This window comes from Billgrantia sp. NRB1 (assembly GCF_056921725.1).
The window spans coordinates 3,059,164-3,080,488 of the sequence record NZ_CM167783.1; the positions used below are offsets into that span (position 1 = coordinate 3,059,164).

The 21,325-nt window shown below is 66.2% G+C and carries 20 protein-coding genes; 4 read left to right on the forward strand and 16 right to left on the reverse strand.

The window, feature by feature from the left end:
* Positions 1–38: 38 nt before the first annotated feature.
* The 16 genes from ACZIYR_RS13905 to ACZIYR_RS13980 all read right to left on the reverse strand — a co-directional run bounded on the left by ACZIYR_RS13905 (position 39) and on the right by ACZIYR_RS13980 (position 14,898).
* The gene (locus tag ACZIYR_RS13905; RefSeq protein WP_483527088.1) at positions 39–1,358 is read right to left on the reverse strand and encodes an ATP-binding protein; all 1,320 of its coding nucleotides are present in this window, start codon (positions 1,356–1,358) and stop codon (positions 39–41) included.
* On the reverse strand, positions 1,355–2,053 hold the full coding sequence (locus ACZIYR_RS13910; RefSeq protein WP_483527089.1) for a response regulator: 699 nt from the start codon (positions 2,051–2,053) through the stop codon (positions 1,355–1,357). Before ACZIYR_RS13910 ends, ACZIYR_RS13905 begins: the two co-directional genes overlap by 4 nt.
* A 168-nt stretch (positions 2,054–2,221) precedes the next feature.
* Positions 2,222–2,650, reverse strand: a complete 429-nt coding sequence (locus ACZIYR_RS13915) for a DUF6691 family protein (protein WP_483527090.1) — start codon at positions 2,648–2,650, stop codon at positions 2,222–2,224.
* Positions 2,647–3,108, reverse strand: coding sequence for a YeeE/YedE family protein (locus ACZIYR_RS13920; protein ID WP_483527091.1), 462 nt, complete (start codon positions 3,106–3,108; stop codon positions 2,647–2,649). The genes ACZIYR_RS13915 and ACZIYR_RS13920 overlap by 4 nt, the downstream gene beginning before the upstream one ends.
* Positions 3,109–3,284: 176 nt before the next feature.
* Positions 3,285–5,042 (reverse strand): SulP family inorganic anion transporter, encoded by a 1,758-nt coding sequence (locus ACZIYR_RS13925; RefSeq protein ID WP_483527092.1) that lies wholly within the window; start codon positions 5,040–5,042, stop codon positions 3,285–3,287.
* Positions 5,043–5,045: 3 nt separating this feature from the next.
* On the reverse strand, positions 5,046–5,477 hold the full coding sequence (locus tag ACZIYR_RS13930; protein ID WP_483527093.1) for a protein tyrosine phosphatase family protein: 432 nt from the start codon (positions 5,475–5,477) through the stop codon (positions 5,046–5,048).
* 22 nt (positions 5,478–5,499) lie between these two features.
* Positions 5,500–6,366 carry an MBL fold metallo-hydrolase gene (locus ACZIYR_RS13935; RefSeq protein ID WP_483527094.1) on the reverse strand — a complete coding sequence of 289 codons (867 nt, stop codon included), beginning with the start codon at positions 6,364–6,366 and terminating at the stop codon, positions 5,500–5,502.
* A gap of 120 nt (positions 6,367–6,486) precedes the next feature.
* Positions 6,487–7,395 carry an MBL fold metallo-hydrolase gene (locus ACZIYR_RS13940; RefSeq protein ID WP_483527095.1) on the reverse strand — a complete coding sequence of 303 codons (909 nt, stop codon included), beginning with the start codon at positions 7,393–7,395 and terminating at the stop codon, positions 6,487–6,489.
* A gap of 259 nt (positions 7,396–7,654) precedes the next feature.
* Positions 7,655–8,302 (reverse strand): peroxiredoxin, encoded by a 648-nt coding sequence (locus ACZIYR_RS13945; protein WP_483527096.1) that lies wholly within the window; start codon positions 8,300–8,302, stop codon positions 7,655–7,657.
* Positions 8,303–8,502: 200 nt separating this feature from the next.
* Entirely contained in the window at positions 8,503–8,694 is a 192-nt protein-coding gene (locus ACZIYR_RS13950; protein ID WP_473035060.1) for a YgaP family membrane protein, read from the reverse strand.
* Between the two features lie 88 nt (positions 8,695–8,782).
* Entirely contained in the window at positions 8,783–9,259 is a 477-nt protein-coding gene (locus ACZIYR_RS13955) for a DsrE family protein (RefSeq protein WP_483527097.1), read from the reverse strand.
* 73 nt (positions 9,260–9,332) lie between these two features.
* Positions 9,333–9,920 (reverse strand): rhodanese-like domain-containing protein, encoded by a 588-nt coding sequence (locus tag ACZIYR_RS13960; RefSeq protein WP_473034314.1) that lies wholly within the window; start codon positions 9,918–9,920, stop codon positions 9,333–9,335.
* Positions 9,921–10,132: 212 nt separating this feature from the next.
* A complete protein-coding gene (locus tag ACZIYR_RS13965; RefSeq protein ID WP_483527098.1) occupies positions 10,133–11,542 on the reverse strand; it encodes an MBL fold metallo-hydrolase RNA specificity domain-containing protein in 1,410 nt (469 codons plus the stop codon).
* A gap of 60 nt (positions 11,543–11,602) precedes the next feature.
* Positions 11,603–12,853 carry an O-antigen ligase family protein gene (locus ACZIYR_RS13970; protein ID WP_483527099.1) on the reverse strand — a complete coding sequence of 417 codons (1,251 nt, stop codon included), beginning with the start codon at positions 12,851–12,853 and terminating at the stop codon, positions 11,603–11,605.
* A 30-nt stretch (positions 12,854–12,883) separates the two neighbouring features.
* Complete coding sequence (locus ACZIYR_RS13975; protein WP_483527100.1) at positions 12,884–14,563, reverse strand: DUF4214 domain-containing protein; 1,680 nt, start codon at positions 14,561–14,563, stop codon at positions 12,884–12,886.
* Between the two features lie 113 nt (positions 14,564–14,676).
* The gene (locus ACZIYR_RS13980) at positions 14,677–14,898 is read right to left on the reverse strand and encodes a DUF6447 family protein (protein WP_473034321.1); all 222 of its coding nucleotides are present in this window, start codon (positions 14,896–14,898) and stop codon (positions 14,677–14,679) included.
* Positions 14,899–15,064: 166 nt separating this feature from the next.
* Between ACZIYR_RS13980 and ACZIYR_RS13985 the strand changes: the two genes are divergently transcribed.
* From ACZIYR_RS13985 to ACZIYR_RS14000, 4 genes are all read left to right on the forward strand, one after another.
* Positions 15,065–15,757: a hypothetical protein gene (locus tag ACZIYR_RS13985; protein WP_483527101.1), complete on the forward strand. Its 693-nt coding sequence runs from the start codon at positions 15,065–15,067 to the stop codon at positions 15,755–15,757.
* A gap of 4 nt (positions 15,758–15,761) precedes the next feature.
* Positions 15,762–16,301, forward strand: coding sequence for a FlgO family outer membrane protein (locus ACZIYR_RS13990; protein WP_483527102.1), 540 nt, complete (start codon positions 15,762–15,764; stop codon positions 16,299–16,301).
* Positions 16,302–16,480: 179 nt separating this feature from the next.
* Positions 16,481–17,158 carry a phage tail protein gene (locus tag ACZIYR_RS13995; protein WP_483527103.1) on the forward strand — a complete coding sequence of 226 codons (678 nt, stop codon included), beginning with the start codon at positions 16,481–16,483 and terminating at the stop codon, positions 17,156–17,158.
* Between the two features lie 108 nt (positions 17,159–17,266).
* Complete coding sequence (locus tag ACZIYR_RS14000) at positions 17,267–21,229, forward strand: DUF4347 domain-containing protein (RefSeq protein ID WP_483527104.1); 3,963 nt, start codon at positions 17,267–17,269, stop codon at positions 21,227–21,229.
* Positions 21,230–21,325 lie beyond the last annotated feature (96 nt).

Consider the following 21,325-nt stretch of genomic DNA (forward strand, 5'->3'; position numbering starts at 1 on the left):
CGTTCCCCCTCGTTGTGTCATGAGCCCCTGGCAGGGGTTCAGCGACCCCGCCGGACCGGAACGGTCAGGCGGGCATCCAGCCCGCCCGCTTCGGGGCGGGCAAAATCGAGCCTTCCGGCGAAGCGCTCGGCGATGGCCACCACGATGGCCAGGCCCAGGCCGCTGCCCTGCTGCTTGCTGGCCCGCCAGAAGCGCTGCGACATCTGGGCCAGCGCCGGCTCATCCAGCCGCTTCCCCCGGTTACGCACGGTGAATGTCAGCTCGTTGCCGGCTTCATCGAGGCTGGCATCCAGCACGATCGGCGTGACGTCGTCGCCGTGACGCAGGGCGTTATCGATGAGATTGCGCAGCGCGGCAACGGCCAGCTCGCGAGGCAAGTCCAGCTCCACCTCGGGCCAGGCACCGGGAAGCGTGAAACGCTGCGGCTGACACCCGCTATCGCGCAGGGCCAGCTCCATCACCTCAGCGACCCGACTGGGCTCCCCATCATCGAAGCGCCCCCGGCCCTCCAGACGCGCCAGCATCAGCAGCTGGTCGAGCGTGCGTGACAGGCGCCCTACCCCCTCCTCGGCGTGTGCCACGGCGGTCTGTGCCGCCACGCCTTCCACGCGCCTGGCCACCTGCAGATGGGTCTTGATGGCAGTCAGCGGGGTGCGTAGCTCATGAGCCGCGTCGCTGGTGAAGCGCTGCTCACGCTGGAAGGCCTGACTGACCCGGTCCAGCAGCGTATTGAGCGCTACCACCAGCGGCCGGACCTCCGCCGGCACCCCGGCCGTGGTCACCGGCTCCAGCGCATCCGGGTGCCGCCCGGCCAGCAACACGCTCAACCGCCGCAGGGGTGCCAGCCCACGCACCACGCCAAACCACAGCGCCACCAGACTCCCCAGCAGCGCCACCACGAAAGGCACCACTGCCACCATGACCACGTCGCGCAGCAGCATGTCGCGCTCATCCATGCGGTCGGCGGTGGTGATGGTCAGCCCGCCCCGCTCATAGATGAACACGCGCCAGGTAACCCCCTCGGCCTCTCGGTAGGTGTGCCCTCGCTCGCCGGCCTGAAGAATGCTCTCCAGATCGGAATGGGTGCGCGCCATGATCTCGCCGCGGGGCGAATGCACCTGACAGGCAAGCCCCTCGATGGGGGGAATGGAAAGCGCCCGGCGATCCGCCTGCAGCCATACCTCCTCGGGCAGCTGGGCCATGAGGCCGGCCACCATGCGCGCGGACTGGGCCAGGCGCTGGTCCAGGGTGGCCACCACCTGCTGGTGCAGGTCACGCATCATCCAGGCGGCGGCCAGCCCCCACAGCAGCAACAGGGTCAGCCCCAGGGTGATCAGCAGCCGGGCACGCAGGCTCATCCACGCCTCCCGTGGGGTGCGACATGCCCTCTCTCGCCGGGCTTGCCCAGCCGGTAGCCGAGCCCGCGCACCGTCTCGATCACTCCGCTGCCAAGCTTGCGGCGCAGGTGGTGGATATGCACATTGAGTGCATTGCTCCCCACCTCGTCGCTCATGCCGTAGAGGCTATCCTTGAGCTGGTCGGCGGAAAGCACGCTGCGCGGCGACTGCAGGAAGGTTTCCAGGAGCACCAGCTCGCGTCGCGTCAGTGCCACCGGCCGACCGTCTAGGCTGACCTCCCGGGCCAGCGGATCGAGGCGCAGCGCCCCGTGCACTATCACCGTGCTGGCGCGTCCGGCCGAGCGCCTCAGCAGCACCTGCAGACGCGCTACGAGCTCATCCAGATCGAAGGGCTTGACCAGATAGTCATCAGCGCCTCCCTGCAGCCCTTCGATCCGGTCGGGAACGGCATCCCGCGCGGTCAGCACCAGCACCGGCACGTCGATGCCTTGCGTCCGCCAGGCCTCCAGCAGCGCCAGGCCATCGCCATCCGGCAGACCCCGGTCGAGCACGACCACATCGGTGGAGACCGCTGACATGGCGCAGCGGGCATCGGCCATGCTGTCGACATGGTCAACCACGAAGCCATGAACTCCCAGGCCAGCCTGGATGCCCGATGCCACCAGCGCATCGTCTTCGATCAGCAGTACGTGCATAGCGGGTTCCTCTCGATGCAGGCAGGGTCGCAGCCCAGGATTAGCAAGGGATTAAGATGACCTTTACGTTCAACTGGAAACCAAGTTTTATTGATCTAAATCATGTTTTCTAAACACACAAACCCCGCCGGGGTTGCCGGCGGGGAAAGAAGTGGGATGCGGTGACGATCAGCGGGAGGAGGGTATCGCCCTGGCCAGGAACCAGCCGGCGACCATGGCCACCAGCATGGCAAGCAGCGGCGCGGTCAGGCCGCCCACCGAGGCGATGGCTGGCCCCGGGCAGTAGCCGGAGAGCCCCCAGCCGATGCCGAACAGCGCCGAGCCGCCGATCAGCCGGGCGTCGAGGTCCCGGCGGGTGGGCAGCTGGAAGGCGTCGCCGAACAGCGGCCGCAGGCGCCGGAACACGAGCCGATAGCCGATGAAGGTGGTCACCACCGCCCCGCCCAGCACGAACATCAGGGTGGGGTCCCAGGCGCCGGCGATATCCAGGAAGCCCAGCACCCGGGCCGGGTCGGTCATCCCGGCCAGCGCCAGCCCCAGGCCGAACAGCAGCCCGGCGATATAGCCCATGACGGTACGCAGGGTCTCGGTCTTCATGCGCCACCTCCGATCACATGACGGACGACATAGACGGTGACGATGGCGCAGACCAGAAAGGTCACCGTCGCCACCATGGAGCGCGGCGACAGCCGGGAGAGGCCGCACACGCCGTGGCCGCTGGTGCAGCCGCTACCAAGCCCGGTGCCCAGGCCCACCAGCACACCGGCCAGCAGCATCAGCGGCACGCCGCCCGCCGGCGCCCCCACCACCTCGCCGGGGGCGCCGGCGACATTGCCCAGGCCACCCCCCAGCAGCATCAGCAGCAGCGGGCCGCTGATCAGCCCCAGCACGAAGGCCACCCGCCAGGCGCTGTCGCCCTTGGGGCGAACGGTAATGAGGTTGCCTACGATCCCGCTGATGCCGGCGATGCGCCCCAGGGTGGCCATCAGCCAGACGGCGGAGAGCCCGATCAGCACGCCGCCGATCAGCCCCTGTACACTTGCAATCCAATCCATGTTTACATTCCTCCCAATCGGTGCGGTGTTGCACAATTAAACAAAGGGTTCTTCGCACTTTAGCGTGAACAAGTTTGGCAAGCTTTTTGGTGGGAGGCCGGCTCAGCCGGGCGAAGGCGCCGCAGGCGCCCGATGGGTAGCGCTGCGCGCTACTTCGTCGAAGCGTCGAACCGGAGCTAAAGCTCCCTCCCACAAAGCTGGCCGCAGCGAGCCCCCATGCCCGGCTCGGCCCCGTGCAGGGTTCGCCAGGCGTCGTAGGTGCTTAGAAACACCCGGCCGGTGAGCTCCCGGCAGAAGTCGGTATGCTGCAGCCGGTCCATCACCGGCCCCTTCACCTCGGCGAGATGCAGCGAGACCCCGGCGTCCTTGAGCCGCGCGCAGATCACCTCCAGGCTCTCCAGCGCCGAGGCGTCGATGACGTTGACCGCCTGGCAGGCCAGCACGATGTGCTCGAGGCCCGGCTGGCGCGCGGCCAGCGCCATCACCGTGTCCTCCAGGTAGCGAGCGTTGGCGAAGTAGAGGCTCTCGTCGACCCGCAGGATGGCCAGCCGCTCGTCGGTCTCCACCGCATGGCGCTGCACGTTGCGGAAGTGCTCGGTGCCGGGCACCCGCCCCACCACGGCGCTGTGGGGGCGGCTGGTATAGTAGAGATGCAGCGCCAGCGACAGCCCCACCCCCGCCACCAGGCCGCTCTCGACCCCGCTGCCCAGGGTGACGGCGATGGTCACCAGCATGGCCGCGGCGTCACAGCGGGAGTAGCCCCAGGTGCGGCGAATCGCCGGCAGGTCCACCAGCGACAGCACCGCCACGATGATGGTGGCCGCCAGGGTGGCGATGGGCAGGTAGGCGATCAGCGGGGTGAGCAGCAGCGCTGCGGCAGCGATGCCAACGGCGGTAAAGGCCCCGGCCGCCGGCGTCTCGGCGCCGGCATCGAAGTTGACCACCGAACGGGCGAAGCCGCCGGTCACCGGCATGCCGCCGGTGAAGGAGGCGGCGATGTTCGAGGTGCCCAGGCCCACCAGCTCCTGGTCGGGATCGATGCGCTGGCGACGCTTGGCGGCAAGCGTCTGCCCCACCGACACCGACTCCACGAAGCCGATGACGCTGATCAGCAGTGCCGCCATGAACAGCTCGCGCCACAGGTCGAGCTCGATGCCGGGCAGGGTCAGCGGCGGCAGGCCCGCCGGCACCTTGCCGACCACCGCCACGCCGAGGGCGTCCAGCCCCAGCCACCAGGTGGCCAGGGTGGTCACCGCCACCGCCAGGATGGGAGCCGCCTTGGTGAGCATGTCCGCCGACCGCGCCGACACGCCCAACGCCATCAGCCCGCCCTTGAGCCAGCGCCGGGCGGCATAGAGGAAGGCCAGCACGGAGACGCCGATCACCAGGGTCGGGGCGTTCACCTGCCCCAGGTTGGCGGCCAGGCTCCCTCCCACTTCCAGCAGGTTGTGGCCGGCGGCCTCCACCCCCAGCACATGCTTGAGCTGGCCGGCGGCGATGATCAGGCCGGTGGCGGTAATGAAGCCCGAGATCACCGGGTGGCTGAGAAAGTTGGCCAGAAAGCCCAGCCGCGCCACCCCCATCAGGGTGAGGATCAGCCCCGACATCAGCGCCAGCACCAGGGCCGCGCCCAGATATTCCGGCGTGCCCTGGGGCGCCACCTGCCCCACCGCCGCCGCGGTCATCAGCGAGACTACCGCCACCGGCCCCACCGCCAGGGTGCGGCTGGTGCCGAAGATCGCGTAGATCACCAGCGGGGCGATGCTGGCGTAGAGCCCGACTTCCGGTGGCAGCCCGGCCAGCATGGCGTAGGCCAGCGACTGCGGGATCAGCATGATGGTGACGATCACCGCTGCCAGCAGGTCGCTGCCCAGGGTCCGCCGACCGTAATGCGGCAGCCACTGCAGGATGGGGAGGTAGCGCTTGGGATTCATCGCTCAGCGTTTCCCGGCGGCTTCCAGCAGCGGGCGACGCTCCTCCAGGTCATGCCCGGCGGCGCGGGCCGCGGCCAGCAGCGCCGGGATATCGCAGCTCTCGCCCTGGCTGCGGGAATGAGCCCAGAGGTGGACGGCGCGCTTGCCGGTTCGACAGAAGGCCAGGATCGGCGTGGGCAGGCTCTCCAGCGCCTCTCCGAAGGCCGCGATGTCCGCCTCGCTGTACTCGCCCGGAGTGACCGGGATGCAGCGCCACTCAAGGCCGAGCTCGGAGGCCCGCTCGCTCAGGGCACGATCGTCCGGGTGATCCTCGGCCTCGCCGGGGCGACGGTTGCAGACCACCGAACGGAAGCCGCGCCGGGCGACCTCCTCGAGATCGGCGGGGGTGATGGCCTCGGTGATGGCGAAGCCAGGTTCTAGTTCATGGATCTGCATGGAATCTTGTCTCCTGGGCCACTCAGAACTTGTTGATCGGCACTTTGAGATAGACCTGGCCGTTGTCCTCGGCGGGCGGCATGTGGCCCGCGCGCATATTGACCTGCACCGATGGCAGGATCAGCCGCGGCATGTCGAGGGTGGCGTCCCGCTCGGTGCGCATCTTCACGAACTCTTCCTCGCTGATGCCCTCGTGCACGTGGACGTTGAGGCGACGCTGCTCCTCCACGCTGGTCTCGTGCTGGTAGGTCTCGCGGTCCGGCGCCTTGTAGTCGTGGCACAGGAAGAGACGAGTCTCCCCGGGCAGGGCCAGCACCTTCTGGATGGAGCGGTAGAGGGTGCGGGCGTCACCGCCGGGGAAGTCGCAGCGGGCGGTGCCGTAGTCGGGCATGAAGAGGGTGTCGCCCACGAAGGCGGCGTCACCGATCACATAGGTCAGGCAGGCCGGGGTATGACCGGGAGTGTGCAGCACCCGCCCTTCCAGGTTGCCGATAGCGAAGGTGTCGCCCTCCTCGAACAGGCGGTCGAACTGGCTGCCGTCCCGGGCGAACTCGGTGCCGGCATTGAACGCCTTGCCGAAGACGTCCTGCACCACGGTGATCTTGGCACCGATGCCGGTCAGCCCGCCCAGCTGCTCGTGCAGGTAGGGCGCGGCCGAGAGGTGGTCGGCGTGGACGTGGGTCTCGAGGATCCACTCGACCTGAAGGTCATTGTCGCGCACGAAGGCGATGATCTCGTCGGCGGAGCGCACGTCGGTACGCCCAGCGGCGTAGTCGAAGTCGAGCACCGAATCGAGGATGGCGCAGGCCCGGCTGTCGGGGTCCTGCACCACATAGCTGAAGGTGTTGGTGGGCTCGTCGAAGAAGTGGGTCACGATAGGCCGGGACATGGCTGACAACCTCCGTCATGGTGAGTCGCAGACGCTGCGTGCTAGGACCAGCATAGCTCAAGCAGGGTTCTAAGGATAGACTATATTGCTATATAAGGCGCGCCAGCCAAGCGCTGGCCGCTAGTCCCAGGCGGCGCCCTCCAGGGCATCCAGCGGGATCTTGAGATAGCGCCTGCCATTCGCCTCGGGCTCCGGCAGGCGACCGCCCCGGGTATTCACCTGAAGGGCATGCAGGATCAGCTTGGGCATCGGCAGCTCGCTGTCCCGCGCCTCGCGCATGGCCACGTAGTCCGCCTCGGCCACCCCGGCCAGGTGAGGGTTGCGGCGGCGCTGCTCGCCCACGCTGCTCTCCCACTCGGGCTCGCGTCCTCCCGGCATGTAGTCGTGCCCGGTGAACAGCCGGGTATCGTCCGGCAGCGCCAGGATCGCCTGGATGGAGCGCCACAGCTGATGGGCGTCACCGCCGGGGAAGTCGGCCCGGGCGGTGCCGAAGTCCGGCTGGAAGAGGGTGTCGTGGACAAAGGCGGTATCGCCGATCACGTAGGTGATGGACGCCAGCGTATGGCCCGGCGAGAACATCACCCTGGCTTCCAGCTCGCCGATGCGGAAGGTGTCTCCGTCGACGAACAGCTGATCCCACTGCCGGCCGTCATCCGGGAAGTCGGGCCAGTGGTAGATACCCTTCCAGAGCGCCTGAACCCGGGTGACATAGCCACCGATGGCGGTGGGAGCGCCGGTCTTCTCGGCCAGATAGTGGGCGGCGGAGAAGTGGTCGGCATGAGGGTGGGTGTCGAGGACCCACTGCACATCGAGGCCCTGCGCCTCCACATAGGCGAGCAGCTCGTCGGCGTGATGGGTGGCCGTGGCACCGGACTTCTCGTCGAAGTCGAGCACCGGGTCGATGATCGCGCAGTGTCGCGTTGCCGGGTCGCTGACCACGTACTGGACGCTGAAGGTGCGCGGGTCGAAGAAGCCGGCCACGTCGGGGCTGCCGGCACCGCGGCTGCGGGAGAGAGAGAAGGTCTTCATGCTCGGCCTCCTTACGTTGGAGAGGGGTCTTCTGGCCAGATGGGGCTCGATTTAGGTTCATCGCAGACTGGCGTGAACTGGTGCTGTGGGCTGTGGGAGGGAGCTTTAGCTCCGGTTCGACGCTTCGACGAAGTAGTGCGCAGCGCTACCCAAGGGGCACCTACGGCGCCTTCGTCGAAGCGTCGAACCGCCGGCAGAGCCGGCCTCCCACCTTAAGCCTTGCCAAACATATTCACGCTAAAGAGCGAAGAACATCGATTTACAGTGCCATCTTGCAGAAGTACCAGTCGGTGTACTCGTAGCCTTCGCTGGCGCGCGCCTCGGCGTCTTCCATGGTGGCGGGCGGCGGCACGATGACCGGCTCGCCGGGCTGCCAGGCTTCCGGCGTGGCTACCCCATGGGCATCGCTGGTCTGCAGCGACTTCACCAGGCGCACCACCTCGTCGACGGAGCGACCGTTGGTCATCGGGTAGTAGAGCATGGCGCGCAGCACCCCCTCCGGGTCGATGACGAAGGTGGCACGTACCGCTGCGGTGTCGCTGGCACCGGGCTGAATCATGCCGTAGGCATTGGCCACCTTCATGTTCAGGTCGGCGATGATCGGAAAGGGAATCTCCACGCCGAAGTTCTGCTTGATGCTGCGCGCCCAGGCGATGTGCGAATGCACGCTGTCCACGGACAGGCCAAGCAGCTCGGTGTTCAGCGCCTTGAAGTCCTCGGCGCGAGTGGCAAAGGCCGAGAACTCGGTGGTGCACACCGGAGTGAAATCGGAGGGGTGGGCAAACAGCACCAGCCACTTGCCCTGGTAATCGGCCAGGGACTTCTCGCCATGAGTGGTCTTGGCGGTGAAATCCGGCGCTGGGCGGTTGAGCTGGGGCATCACGGGCTGCTGGGTCGGGTTATCCATCATGCATCTCCTTCAGGCGTGGTGGTGAGCGGGCCTCACCTCGATTACGGTTATAATGTTATTCTAAAAGTGGATATCATGGCCAATTGAGCCTGACGATGATCACGATAGAAAACCTAACCCCTGATCTGAAAAAGAAATGGCGCCACCGCCGTAAAGCGATGACGCCATCGAGAGAGCAGGCCCTTGCCCGCCTCAGACTACTTCTTCAGCTTGCAGGTATTGATACCGAGCAGCCGATAGGCGGGGCAGAAGTTGAACAGCCCGGTCGCCAGGGGCAGGATGCCGATCCAGCCCCAGGCGCCGATGACACCGGTGATCGCCAGGCCGATCAGCAGCGCGCCGATCACGATGCGGGCGATCTTGTCGGGCCCACCGACGTTGCTTTTCATTTCCATGAGGACTCTCCTTCATGGCCTGGCGCCGCCCCGCCCGACGATGCGCTGTTCGTCAGCGGCTCGGCAGCGCCGGCATAGGGCTTCAGAAGCTGTAAACGGGGATGGACGGATCGCGCATCATCTCGGCCATGGGGCCGGGAGCGGCGATACCGACGCCTTCACGCAGATCGCCTTCCTCGTGGTCGCTGTTGGGCAGGTAGATGGCGCAGACATCCACGTTGGCGCCCTCGCCCATCAGCATCTGCATGATGCCTTCCGGCGTCACCTGATCCATGGGATGGCCCGGCGGGGTATTGATGCCTTCACTGCTGTAGCCCTCCACGGCCAGGTCGCCGGCGGCGTCGCAGAGCAGGATGTGCAGCTGAGTGCCCTGCTGCTGCATGGCGTTGGAGAGAATCATCGCCATGCCCTGGGTCTGCAGCGAATCGCTGGTGAGAATCACCAGTGCCCGGTCGTCGTCATGGGCATGGTCGTCGCCGTGGCTATCGGCCAGGGCAACGCCGGAAAGGCCGATGGCAGTGGCCGCGGCGGCCAGGGTCAGGGTCGTCTTGATGGTCATACGATCACCTCTTCACTCTAGGGGTTCGGCCCGCCCCGAGCCGGGGCGGTGCGGATCACATCTCGGCTGGCGCTCAGTGGGTCGGACGCCAGGCCACTTCGGGGTCGATCTCGTAGCTCCACGGCAGCCCGGAGTTGCGCCAGCCATTCACGGCACGCACGCCCTGGGAGTCGCCTTCCTGGAGGGTGCTACCCTCGAAGCCGTCGTTAACGGAGTAGACCTGACTGAAGCCCAGCTCGGCGATCACGTCGGCCCCCGGCGCGCTGCGGGTAGCGCCGGAGCGGCACATCACGATGATGGGATCGTCCTCGGCCACGCCCAGGGCGTCGAGACGTGCCTTCACCTGCGCCTCGAAGCCGGTGTTGCGCACCATCGGCCAGGTCTTGGCCTCTTCATCGAAGCTGTTGCGATCGGCCACAACCCAGGGCACATGGATGTCGGTGGGTTCGGCGAAGCCGGTGAACTTGATCTCGATGGGGTCGCGCACATCGATCAGCACGGCCCGCTCGTTCTCCTGCATCAGCGCATAGGCCTCGGCTGCGGAAACGTAGAGCCCCAGCTGGGTCTCCCGGTAGGCCGGCGCATCTTCGGCCAGCAGCGGCGTCGCCACCAGGGTCATCGCCATCAGCGAGGCGCCACCAAGCAGTTTACGGCACATCATCATAAGGACCTATTTAAGTTCTAAGCAAATAACCTAATGTCATTTGCGAAGAATAGCGCCTCCTGCGCCGGCCTGCATGCGACAAATTGTCTCGATTTGACAAAAATCAATCTTGCCAACGTAATGCGCTGCTCTTTTTCGAGCCAGAAACCGCGAAGCCGGCCTCGAGGGCCGGCTTCGCCGGGTGGGAGCAAGCGGGAGGAGAGCGCCGCTCAGAGCGGCACCGTATCACCATAGGCGGGAATCTCGGCGGTGATATCGGCCTCGGCCAGGACCGCCTGAAGCGCCTGCTGGGCGCCGGGCTCGCCGTGCACCAGATAGAAACGCGGGCGGTGGCGGAAGGCGCCGGCCCAGCCGATCAGCTCCGTCTGGCCCGCGTGGGCCGAGAAGCCGCCCAGGGTGTGGACCTTCGCCTTCACCGGCAGCATCTCGCCCAGCACCTTGACCTGCTCGGCGCCATCGACCAGGGAGCGCCCCAGGGTACCGGCGGCCTGAAAGCCGACGATTACCACCCGGGTGCTGGGCCGGGCCAGGTTGTAGCGGAAGTGGTGGGTGATGCGCCCACCGTTGCACATGCCGGCCCCGGCGATGATGATGGCCCCGCCGCGAATGCGGTTGATGGCCATCGACTCCTCCACGGTGCGGGTCATGCGCAGGATCGGCAGGTACTGGCGGGTGTCGCCGCTGGCCGCCTTGTTGAGCACCTTGAGATCGTCGGCGTCCAGCGCCTTGCGCGCCCGGTGGTAGAGCTCGGTGACCTTGATCGCCATGGGGCTGTCGAGAAAAACCATCTGCTGGCGCAGCCGCCCTTCGTGGTAGAGCACGCTCAGGTGGTAGAGGATCTCCTGGGTGCGCCCCACCGCAAAGGCGGGAATCAGCACGTTGCCGCCCGCCTCATGGGCCTGCTCCAGCACCTCGGCGAACTCGTCGATGGTCTCCTCCAGCGGGCGGTGGTCGCGGTCTCCATAGGTGCTCTCCATCAGCACCACATCGGCTTCGAAGACCTTGCCGGGGTCGCGCATCAGCACCGAGCTGGGATTGCCCAGATCCCCCGAGAACACCAGCCGCTTCTGCTGGCCGCCTGAGGGAACAGCGAGCTCGACGATGGCCGAGCCGAGGATATGCCCCGCATCGCGGAACACCAGCGTCACGCCGCCGGGCAGGTTCACCGGCTGGCCGTAGGGATGGGACTCGCACAGCGCCAAGGTTCGGGCCACGTCATCCAGCTCATAGAGAGGCTCGATGAGCGGCTTGTCGTTGCGCCGGCGCCACTTGTTCTCCCACTCCACGTCCTTGGCCATGATGAAGGCAGCGTCCTGCAGCATGATCTCCAGCAGGTCGCGGGTGCCGCGGGTACAGTGGATGGGGCCGCGATAGCCCTCGCGCACCAGCTTGGGCAGAAGCCCGGAATGGTCCAGGTGGCCGTGGGAGATCACCACCGCGTCGAGCTCCCGGGCCAGCCTGCCGAAGGGCCTGGCGTTGGCCTCGTCGGCATCGCCGCCGCCCTGGTGCAGCCCGCACTCCAGCAGCAGCTTCTTCGAGCCGGTGTCGCCGTCGGTCTCGATGAGGTAGCGCGAGCCGGTGACTTCCCCCACCGCGCCCTGGAAGGTCAATGTCGACATGGGGTTTCGTCCTTGCCCGTGGCTTGATCATGCCTTAAGCATAACGGACAAGGGCAGACGCTACACCGTCGAGCCTTGCGCCAACCGCAGGTCGACGGTCTTTGCCCGGTAGCTGCCCCACAGTACCGCCAGCCAGAAGCCGTAGATCATCACCCCGCTGTTGTGCGACAAGAACACCTGAGTCAGGCCGAAATCGATATACGCAACGGGAAGGATCACCCCTGCCGCTGCCAGGGACCTGAGCTCCATATCGCGAGCATGCAGCTGACGCACGAACAGCTTCATGGGCAACAGGTACAGCGCCAGCAGCATCGCCAGCCCCAGCAGCCCCCGCTTGGCCAGCGTATCCAGAAACTCGTTGTGTGCGTGGTCGTAGATCAGCACCCCGGAGTCGATGATCTCCTGATCGGCCAGCCCGCTCATGGCCTGCTGATAGTGGCCACTGCCAACGCCCAGCCAGGGCGCCTCCAGAGCCAGCCGGCTGGCCCCCCGCCACATCTCGAAGCGCGACCCGACCGAGGTGACCCGGTTCTCTCCACTGACATAGCGGCTGATATCATCGACGGCCTGGTGAACGCGCTGCTGCACGCCAACCTGCGGCACCGCATAGGCTACCGTGGCCCCGCCGATCAGCGCTGCCACCAGGGCCAGCTTCGCGGTGCGGGTCAGTTCAGCTCCGTAGCAGCGATAGAGCACCCCCAGGATGACCGGCACGCCGATCCAGCCGCCGCGGCTACCGGAGAACAGTGACCCCAGCACGCCACCCAGGGTACCCAGCAACAGCAGCGCCACCCATAGGCGGCGGCGCGGCTGCACCGCCGCCCAACCCAGCCCGGCGAGGCACAGCATGCCCATCAGCATGCTGATATTGCCGAACTGGATCGGGTGAGTGAACGCTTCCACTCTCTGCACGCCCTGCACCAGGCTTTGCCACCCCGCCATGCTCCCGGCCAGTACCGCCCCCAGCGCGAGCCCCGACCATAGCCAGGCCAGCCTTGGCGGGTAAGCCACCACCAGCAGTAAAACCGGCACTGCCAGAAGAATGCGGCTCGGCCGATCGATGCTGCTCGACCCGGCACCGCTTACGGCTGCCTCCAGCATGCTATACACCGCAAATATCGCCATGGCCCCAATCACCAGCCAGTCCTGACGGCCCAGCGCCAGACTTGGCCGCCTGACCAGCAGCACAGCGCTACCCAGCAGCAGCATCACCGCTCCCACGGAATAGCCGCTGGGCACTACCAGCCCCAGACCACCCAGCAGCAATACCGCCAGGCTGGTGTAGGCGTTCCAGAATGCATCGTTTCTCAACATGTCACCTTGTCTCTGGCGGGGCCGACCTTAACCAAACAGATACTCATCGAGCGGTATCGGCTCGCCGACCAGTCCACCGTGATAGTGCTCCAGCATGAAGTCATCGACCGGGCCACGACTGGCATCGATGAACTCGGCCGACTCGGTGAACGCAAGCGCCAGATCACCGAAGCCGAGTTCATCACTCTGCACTTCGGCCAGCCAGTAGGCGTAACCCGGCGCATCCGGCTCACGATCGAGCACATTCTGATAGAGCGCCTCGATGGCCTCTTCCGGGGTTGGCTCGAGCATGCCGCCCAGAAACTCATCGCTCACGAAGAATGCCCCGGCGACATCGGCCAGCGACGCGCCCTGCTCCACCTCACCCTGCCAGTAGTCGAACCCATCGCGATCCGGCATGCGGTCGAGGATGCCGCTATAGAGCCGCACGATTGACTCGGCCGACTCCCGGGCGCTCTCGAAAGCGGCCACGTCGAAGCCCAGCTCGGCGGGATCGAGGCGCTCCAGATTGGGGCCCCAAAGCATCAGCTTCGCCCCCTGGACCAAGGAGTGGGAGGATGCCGCGTACTCATCGGAGGCGGTAAAGGCCAGCGCCAGCTCCACCGGCTCCAGGCGACCGCTTTCCAGCTCACCCAGCCAGTAGTCGCGCCCCCCGGCATCGGGCTCGCGCCCCAGCACATGCCGATAGAGCGTTTCCACCAGAGCGGCCTCGCCCCCGCCCTGGGAGGCCAGCTGCTGAGCGAACTCAGCAGAGTCGAGAAAGCCCTGCGCCAAGTCGACGAGCGAATGGCCGTCATTGAGCTGGCTGACCCAGTACTCCGCCCCGTCTCGATCAGGCGCACGGCCCAGCAGGCCGGTATAGAGACGCACCACCGGATCGATGACGCTCTCCAGATCGGCATAGGCGAAGAAGGTCTCCGTCTGGACGATTTCCTCCGACAGGCCCGTGGGAAGCTCCCAGCCTTCGGAGGCAAGCCGTATCATGAACGTCGCCAGCGCCTCCTCGGCCTCGCTCGGAACGGCGGCTTCCCTCAGCTCGGGCGGCAGCAGATGGTCGTTGCCGGCCATCCAGGCCTGAAGCGTATCGTACTGAGCCTGCACGCTAACGGCCCATGAAGAGGTCGACACCACCCCCACCAGCATCGCCTGGCCGTTGTCGTCGTACCAGATGGGCCCCCCGCTGTTACCGGGACTGACATCCAGCGCTTCGATGTCCAGCACCCCATAGCGGGCATTGTCACCGACCCAGCCGCGGTCCTCGATGAGACGCGGCCCACTGGCATCGGCATAGCGGCCGGGATAACCGGCAAGATGATACGCCTCTCCCGCCGCGTAGGGCCCCAGGGTAAACCAGCCGGTCTCCAGGCCCAGGGCCTTATCGAAGCCCAGCAGGGCCAGGTCATCCTGGCTCTCCTGCACGGTCAGCCTCCCCGACGTGGCCGGCTCCAGCTGGTAATACTCGGCATAGTGGGCCGCATGGCCGCTTGCCGGATCGATTTGGCCATCGTGCCCCGGATAGACCGTCACCTGCTCGGCCATGCCGCCATTTTCAGGGCTGTAAACCACGTGCGCCGCCGTCAGGACATCGTTGATGCCCACCACGGCGCCCGAGCCGGAGACCCGGGTGCCATCGGGAAAGGTTGCCTCCACATAGGTAACGGCACTGTAGGGAAAGTTGGTGCTCTCATCGGCTACGAAGGTTGTCATGAGTCCCCCTGGAGCATGGCACTGGTCACGTTTCCCGGGCAGACAGCACGGCGGGGTGCCATGGGCACCCCGCCGTCACGCTCCGCCAGGATGGCTGGCCTCGGCCCAATCGCTCAGTGAGCGGTGGCTTCGGCACCCTCGAGCTCGCGCTTGAGCGCATTGGCATAGGCGGCACGCGCGGTCTGGGCGATGGCCAGCTGCTGATTGAGGCGCGCGACCTCCTGGTCGGTCACACGCAGGTTCATCAGCTGATTGCGCGCCTCTTCGCTGAGCTGATCCACGGCATACTCCTTGCCGTCGATGGTCACGGTCTGATCCTTGCGCTGCTCTGCCATAGTAGAGACTCCTGATATCGGGATAGCCATGGGAAAGTCGCTATCGTAAAAGGTTGGCATGATACCCCATTCCAAGAGCCTGACACAGGCCGTGCAGGCTAAAGAATCCCGACCGGCGGCCGATATAGGGCCTAACCTTCCAGCTTGCAGAAATAAGGATGTCAGCTTGCGCCTCATTACCCTTGCCACGGCCCTGGCCGCCGGCCTCCTGCTGGCCGGCTGTACCCAGTACCACAGCGCCCAGGCGCCAATCGCCACCACCTATCCCTACAGCGAACAGCAGCGCATGCAGGCCGCGCATCACTGGGGTATTCTCGCTCGGCATGAAGCCAACGGCATCCTGCGCAGCGAGCGGCTGCGCCTGAAGAGCCTGCATCTTCCAGACGCCGAGCCCCATGCCAACGGCGAATTTGCTCGAGGCTTTCGCACCCTGCTGACCAGCGAGCTGGTCACCCGCGGCGCCCATGTCACCACCCAGCCCGGCTTCAGCGCCGAGGTTCATGTCGACGTGGAAGTCATCAGCCACCGCGACCGCAGCTTCATCCGACCGCCGGTGGGCGCCTTTACCTCACTGGCAGCCGGCATCGGCGTGGCCAACCTGGGGCTCAACCACTGGAGCCGCCCCGCCGTCGGGCTGATCCCGGCCGCCGCCATCACCGCCGACGTGGCCAGCGGCAACTGGACCTACACCGGCAACGAGGAGGTGATCATCACCACCCAGGTGATCGATGGGGGTACCATCCTGTATTCGTCCTCGAATCTCTACTACATCAACGCCGGCGACCGCCGCCACTACGCACCGCATCGCATCCCCCGCCCAGAGCCCGTTCCTGCCATCACCGTCACCGACAGCTGGTAACGCCATGAAACGCCTACCCTCACTCCTGGTCATCCTGCTGCTTTCGAGCCTGGTACTGCTCGGCGGCTGCAGCAGCAACGGCCCCGTCGAGCCGCCCGAGCCCGAGCTTGACGAGCTGATCGACGAAGCCGCCCAGCGCATGCTGGACGCCAATCCGGACCTGACCCGCTACAGTCCGATGATTGCCGCCACCTTTGTCAGCATCGACAACCTCACGCAGTCCTCCACTCTGGGGCGTATCGGCTCGGAGCTGTTCGCCTCGGCGCTGTCGCGTGCCGGCATGCAGGTGCGCGAGGTCAAGATGCGCGACAGCCTCTATATCGAAGAGGACATCGGCGAGCTGATCCTGTCCCGGGAGGTGCAGCGGCTCAGCCAGGCGCACAACGCGCGCTCCATCCTGATGGGCACCTACGCCCAGGGGCAGAACACTCTCTACCTCAGCGTGCGGGTCGTCCGCTCGAGCGACGCCATGGTGCTCGGTAGCACCAATCTCGCCGTGCCGCTCAACAACAACCTACGCGCCATGCTCGGCGGGGGCTGGTAGCACAGCAGAAAGCCTCCTTTTCCGGGAGGCTTCGCGACTGAAATGAAGGGGCATGGTCAAGCACCTTGCCCCTGGCGCGAGCGCAAGTGATCCCAAGGTGATCCGTAAGCGAAACCCGTAACGACGTAGATTGCATGCACCGTTGTGAATCCAATGTACATGTCGTTCGGAGCTTACCGATGCCAACGCCCAAGCCACCGCTCACCCTGCTCACTGCCACCGCCGGCCTGCTCGTCATGGCCGCCCCTGCGGCCCAGGCCTGCAGCTCGGAGCCCTACATAGGCTCGGTCTGCGCCACGGCGGCCGACTTCTGTCCAAGAGGCTATATGGCAGCCGACGGCCAAGTGCTTCAAGTCTCTGAATACAATGCCCTCTTCGCTCTGCTTGGCCCAAACTACGGGGGCAACGGCCATACCACCTTCGCCTTGCCCGACCTGCGAGGCCGCAGCATGGTGGGCACCGGCCAACGCCCAGGCGGTCAATCCGTAGAGCTCGCTCAGCAGCGCGGTGAGGAGGAGGTCACGCTCACCGAAGCGCAAATGCCCAGCCACACCCATGGAGCCCACTACTCTCCCGGCGACTTCAGCGGCAAGATCGTGGCGACCACCTCGGAAGGGGGGCATAAGACACCGGCATCCGACAGAAGGCTCGGAAAGCTGAGCGGTGGACGCAACGACAATCTCTATTCCGAGAGCGACGACAACCTGGTCGAACTCCAGGGCGTGATGATCCAGCAGGAGGACGCCCACGTCGACATTCGGCCTGCCGGTGGCAACTACCCCTTCAGCAACCTGCCGCCACAGCTTGGCATGACCTACTGCATCGCGGTCCAGGGCATCTTTCCACAGCGCAACTGATACCGGAGTGATCCGGTCAGCCCAGCCAGAGATCGGTTTTACTGATCAGCATGAAGAAGAGCCGTCAACCAGGCGGCCATGACCCGATCGGTACTCAGGGAGTTTCCCATGGAAAGCAGCGCATTTCGATCCGAACGATTGGCCATTACTCCCCCGGCGCCTGAGCCCTTCTCCCAGGCCGTTACCGGCTCCACCCCGGGCCGGCGCGACGTCGTGTTTATCGACGCGAGCCTGGAGCACCGAGATGCCTTGATCGAGGCGCTGCCCATGGGGGTGGAAGTGCAACTGCTCGATGCCCATGGCGACGGCCTGGCCCAGATGGCCAGATGGGCCGCCCTGGCACAGGACTATGATGCCCTTCATCTGCTGTGCCATGGGCGTCCCGGCGTCCTCCAGCTTGGGGCCGTCACTCTGGATGCCCAGACAATGGAGCACTACGCCCTGGACCTGGCGGTCATCGGCAGAAGCCTGACGCCCCAGGGTGCCCTGCTGCTCTATGGCTGCGATCTCGCCAAGGGCAGCAAGGGTGAGGCCTTTGTCAACGCCATCGCCGAGCATAGCGGTGCCGCGGTTGCCGCCTCCCGTGGCCCGACCGGCGCCAGGGAGCTGGGTGGCGACTGGGCGCTCGACGTGGTGCGAGGCCATGTTGCGTCGCAGGCCAAGGCGCTGCTGAACGTTCCGGACTATCCCGGCCTGCTGGGCCAGTTCCATGAGCCCTTTGATGACTTTACCGATGCCGACATCTTCAGCAGCGACATCAACGACCCCGACTTCGACCCCTATATCGAGTTCAGCCACCACGGCGTCGACTTCCGGGTCACCCTGCTCTGGGACGATCCCGACAGAGATGCCGACCTGAACCTCAGAGGGAGGTCCTTCACCTACAACGATGAGGATAACGTTCCACCGGATGGCGACGACGGCCCCAGCATCTCGATCAGCCACCGCGACTATGAGGTCGGCGGTGAAATACCCGACAACCTGGATCGCATCGGCTATTTCGATATCGCAAGGGTAGACGGCGAGCCCTTCACCTTCGAGAGCCTCTGGGTCCTCAATGAATCCAGTGCGGAACCGACGCTGATTCAAGCCTACCTGGATGGCATGGAAGTCGGCAGTTTTACGGTGCCTGGCCAAGGCGCCTCACCCAACTACCATGGCAACACGGTCGACTTCGACAGCGACGGTTTAGGCATCGACAGACTGCTATTCACCAGTGATGACTTCTACCACTTCACGCTGAAGGACTTCTACGGCAGCACCAGCTACTCGCAGCCCAGCCCCTCCCCCACCCTGAGCCTGGCGGAAGACACCGGCGCCAGCGACAGCGACGGCATCACCAGCAACGGCCGCGTCGAGGTGGGCGAACTGGAGGCCGACGCCAGCTGGGAATACAGCCTGGACGGCGGCAACAGCTGGCAGGATGGCAGCGACAACCACTTCGACCTGCCCGAGGGCGACTACGCTGCCGGCCAGGTGCAGGTGCGCCAGACCGCCCCCTCGAGTGATACCAGCGAGCCGGCGAGCAACGACCAGGCCTGGGTGATCGACACCACCCCGCCCGAGGCGCCAAGCCTGGCCCTGGCGGAGGACACCGGCGCCAGCGATAGCGACGGCATCACCCAGAACGGCCGGGTCGAGATCGGCGACCTGGAAACCGACGCCAGCTGGGCATACAGCCTGGACGGCGGCGACAGCTGGCAGGATGGCAGCGACGACCACTTCGACCTGCCCGAAGGCGACTACGCTGCCGGCCAGGTGCAGGTGCGCCAGACCGACCTCGCCGGCAACCTCGGCGCGCCGGCAAGCAGCGACCAGGACTGGGTGATCGACACCACCCCGCCCGAGGCGCCAAGCCTGGCCCTGGCCGAAGACACCGGCGCCAGCGACAGCGACGGCGTCACCCAGAACGGCCGCATCGAGATCGGCGACCTGGAAACCGACGCCAGCTGGGCATACAGCCTGGACGGCGGCGACAGCTGGCAGGATGGCAGCGGCGACCACTTTGACCTGCCCGAAGGCCACTACGCTGCCGGCCAGGTGCAGGTGCGCCAGACCGACCTGGCCGGCAACCTAGGAGCGCCGGCAAGCAGCGACCAGGCCTGGGTGATCGACACCACCCCGCCCGAGGCGCCAAGCCTGGCCCTGGCGGAGGACACCGGCGCCAGCGACAGTGACGGCATCACCCAGAACGGCCGCATCGAGGTCGGCGACCTGGTGGAGGGCGCCAGCTGGGCGTACAGCCTGGACGGCGGCAACAGCTGGCAGGCCGGCAGCGGCGACCACTTCGACCTGCCCGAAGGCGACTACGCTGCCGGCCAGGTGCAGGTGCGCCAGACCGACCTCGCCGGCAACCTCGGCGCGCCGGCAAGCAACGACCAGGCCTGGGTGATCGACACCACCCCGCCCGACCTGAGCGACCAGGCCTTCGAGGTTCATGAAGATGCCAGCAACGACACCGCCCTTGGCAGCATCGCAGCCGATAACCTTTCGCCGCTGAGCTTCGCCCTGCTGGAGGATGCCGAGGGTCGATTTGCCATCGACGCCGACACCGGCAAGCTACGCCTCATCGACACCCAGGCCCTCGACCGCGACACGGATGCTCAGCATACCCTGCTGGTCGAGGCCACGGATGCCGCCGGCAACCAGGCCACCGCCAGCGTGACCATCGAAGTACTGCCCCCCCAACAGTCTCCCGATCCCGATCCCGAACCAGAACCCGAGCCAGAGCCAGAGCCCGATCCCGAGCCAGAGCCAGAGCCAGAGCCAGAGCCCGAACCCGAGCCCGAGCCCGAGATTCCCCCCGCCGAGGAACAGGATCGAGTGCCCAACCCCGATGGCTCGGGGCATGGCGATGGCAACGGTGACGGCATTCCCGACTATCAGCAGGACCATGTGGTCTCCCAGGGGCTGCTCCATACCAGCACGCCCCGCTCCCGCCCCGGCGAGGCTCAGGAGGTGTTCATCACCCTGGCCACCGAGGACACCAACGCCGACCCCACCGGCGCCCGGCTCTTCAACATGGCCCAGTGGGACGCCCCCGACGACCGCCCCGACACCCTGGAGATGCCGGTGGGCATGCTCAGCTTCGAGGCCAGCCTGTCCACCGTGGGCGAGCCGCAGAACTTCTCGCTGTTTCTCGACGGCGGCGTGCTCGTCGATGGCTACTGGAAACAGGATGCCCAGGGCGACTGGGTCAACCTGGCCAGCCCCGCACACGGCGGGCGTACCTATCATATGGGGAACAAGACGCGCCTCGACTTCGTGATCGAGGATGGAGGCCCCTTCGATGCCGATGGACAGGCCAACGGGGTCATCGTCGACCCCGGCGCACCGGGCCTGTCCCAGCTCCACCAGTTCGAGCCAGAGCCCCTCAACGCCGGCCTGTTCGACGCCGAGAGCCCGCTGCTGGAGCCGCTCTATCGCGATCTGCTGGGTCGCGACCCCGATGACGGGGGCCTGGCCTACTGGAAGGGCCAGCTGCAGTCGGACCGGCTGGACCGCTTCGATGTCGTGGCGGCGATGCTCGAGTCCCCCGAGTTCCAGCACGGCACCGGGCTGATCCTGCAGACCTACCAGGGGCTGCTGTCGCGCAGCGCCGACGCCGACGGCCTGACCTACTGGATCGATGTGCTGCAGGAGGAGAGCAACGCCGTGCCACTGGTCGAGCACATCATGCAGAGCGCCGAGTTCGCCCTCGCCTGGGACGACAAGGATGACACGGCCTTTATCGATAGGCTCTACCGGGAGGTGCTGGACCGCGCGCCGGACGCCGAAGGGCACGCCTACTGGCTGGCCCAGCTCGAACAGGGCCAAGTCCGCCACGAGGTCGTCAGCAGCATTCTGCTGAGTGAAGAAGCTCAGCAGGTGATGGCGGCCAGCGTCGCCGTGGATGCCCTGGCGCTGCGGCAGTTCAAGGAGCCGCTGAGCCTGCACGATCAGCTGCTGCTGCGCGAGCAGTGGGAAGAGACCGACAACGGGGCCGAATTCCACCGCCAGCTGCTGGAAGACGCCACGGTGGAGACGGGCCTCGCCGAGCTCATCGGCAACCTGCAAGACGATATGTTCTGATCCCAACGGCTCGCGCGAAAACGGCCCCATCGGGGCCGTCGCTGACCGCACCTCAGTACGCGGCAAATGTGGAAAACTTGCTACCCAGGCTCATGG

Bases quoted from the DNA above. Each gene is read 5' to 3' on its own strand.
- ACZIYR_RS13960 (WP_473034314.1), bottom strand. From the start codon at position 9,920: ATGATGTGCCGTAAACTGCTTGGTGGCGCCTCGCTGATGGCGATGACC.
- ACZIYR_RS13955 (WP_483527097.1), bottom strand. From the start codon at position 9,259: ATGACCATCAAGACGACCCTGACCCTGGCCGCCGCGGCCACTGCCATC.
- ACZIYR_RS13980 (WP_473034321.1), bottom strand. From the start codon at position 14,898: ATGGCAGAGCAGCGCAAGGATCAGACCGTGACCATCGACGGCAAGGAG.
- ACZIYR_RS13995 (WP_483527103.1), top strand. From the start codon at position 16,481: ATGCCAACGCCCAAGCCACCGCTCACCCTGCTCACTGCCACCGCCGGC.
- ACZIYR_RS13920 (WP_483527091.1), bottom strand. From the start codon at position 3,108: ATGGATTGGATTGCAAGTGTACAGGGGCTGATCGGCGGCGTGCTGATC.
- ACZIYR_RS13935 (WP_483527094.1), bottom strand. From the start codon at position 6,366: ATGTCCCGGCCTATCGTGACCCACTTCTTCGACGAGCCCACCAACACC.
- ACZIYR_RS13950 (WP_473035060.1), bottom strand. From the start codon at position 8,694: ATGAAAAGCAACGTCGGTGGGCCCGACAAGATCGCCCGCATCGTGATC.
- ACZIYR_RS13915 (WP_483527090.1), bottom strand. From the start codon at position 2,650: ATGAAGACCGAGACCCTGCGTACCGTCATGGGCTATATCGCCGGGCTG.
- ACZIYR_RS13945 (WP_483527096.1), bottom strand. From the start codon at position 8,302: ATGGATAACCCGACCCAGCAGCCCGTGATGCCCCAGCTCAACCGCCCA.
- ACZIYR_RS13905 (WP_483527088.1), bottom strand. From the start codon at position 1,358: ATGAGCCTGCGTGCCCGGCTGCTGATCACCCTGGGGCTGACCCTGTTG.
- ACZIYR_RS13990 (WP_483527102.1), top strand. From the start codon at position 15,762: ATGAAACGCCTACCCTCACTCCTGGTCATCCTGCTGCTTTCGAGCCTG.
- ACZIYR_RS13940 (WP_483527095.1), bottom strand. From the start codon at position 7,395: ATGAAGACCTTCTCTCTCTCCCGCAGCCGCGGTGCCGGCAGCCCCGAC.
- ACZIYR_RS14000 (WP_483527104.1), top strand. From the start codon at position 17,267: ATGGAAAGCAGCGCATTTCGATCCGAACGATTGGCCATTACTCCCCCG.
- ACZIYR_RS13910 (WP_483527089.1), bottom strand. From the start codon at position 2,053: ATGCACGTACTGCTGATCGAAGACGATGCGCTGGTGGCATCGGGCATC.
- ACZIYR_RS13975 (WP_483527100.1), bottom strand. From the start codon at position 14,563: ATGACAACCTTCGTAGCCGATGAGAGCACCAACTTTCCCTACAGTGCC.
- ACZIYR_RS13930 (WP_483527093.1), bottom strand. From the start codon at position 5,477: ATGCAGATCCATGAACTAGAACCTGGCTTCGCCATCACCGAGGCCATC.
- ACZIYR_RS13965 (WP_483527098.1), bottom strand. From the start codon at position 11,542: ATGTCGACATTGACCTTCCAGGGCGCGGTGGGGGAAGTCACCGGCTCG.
- ACZIYR_RS13925 (WP_483527092.1), bottom strand. From the start codon at position 5,042: ATGAATCCCAAGCGCTACCTCCCCATCCTGCAGTGGCTGCCGCATTAC.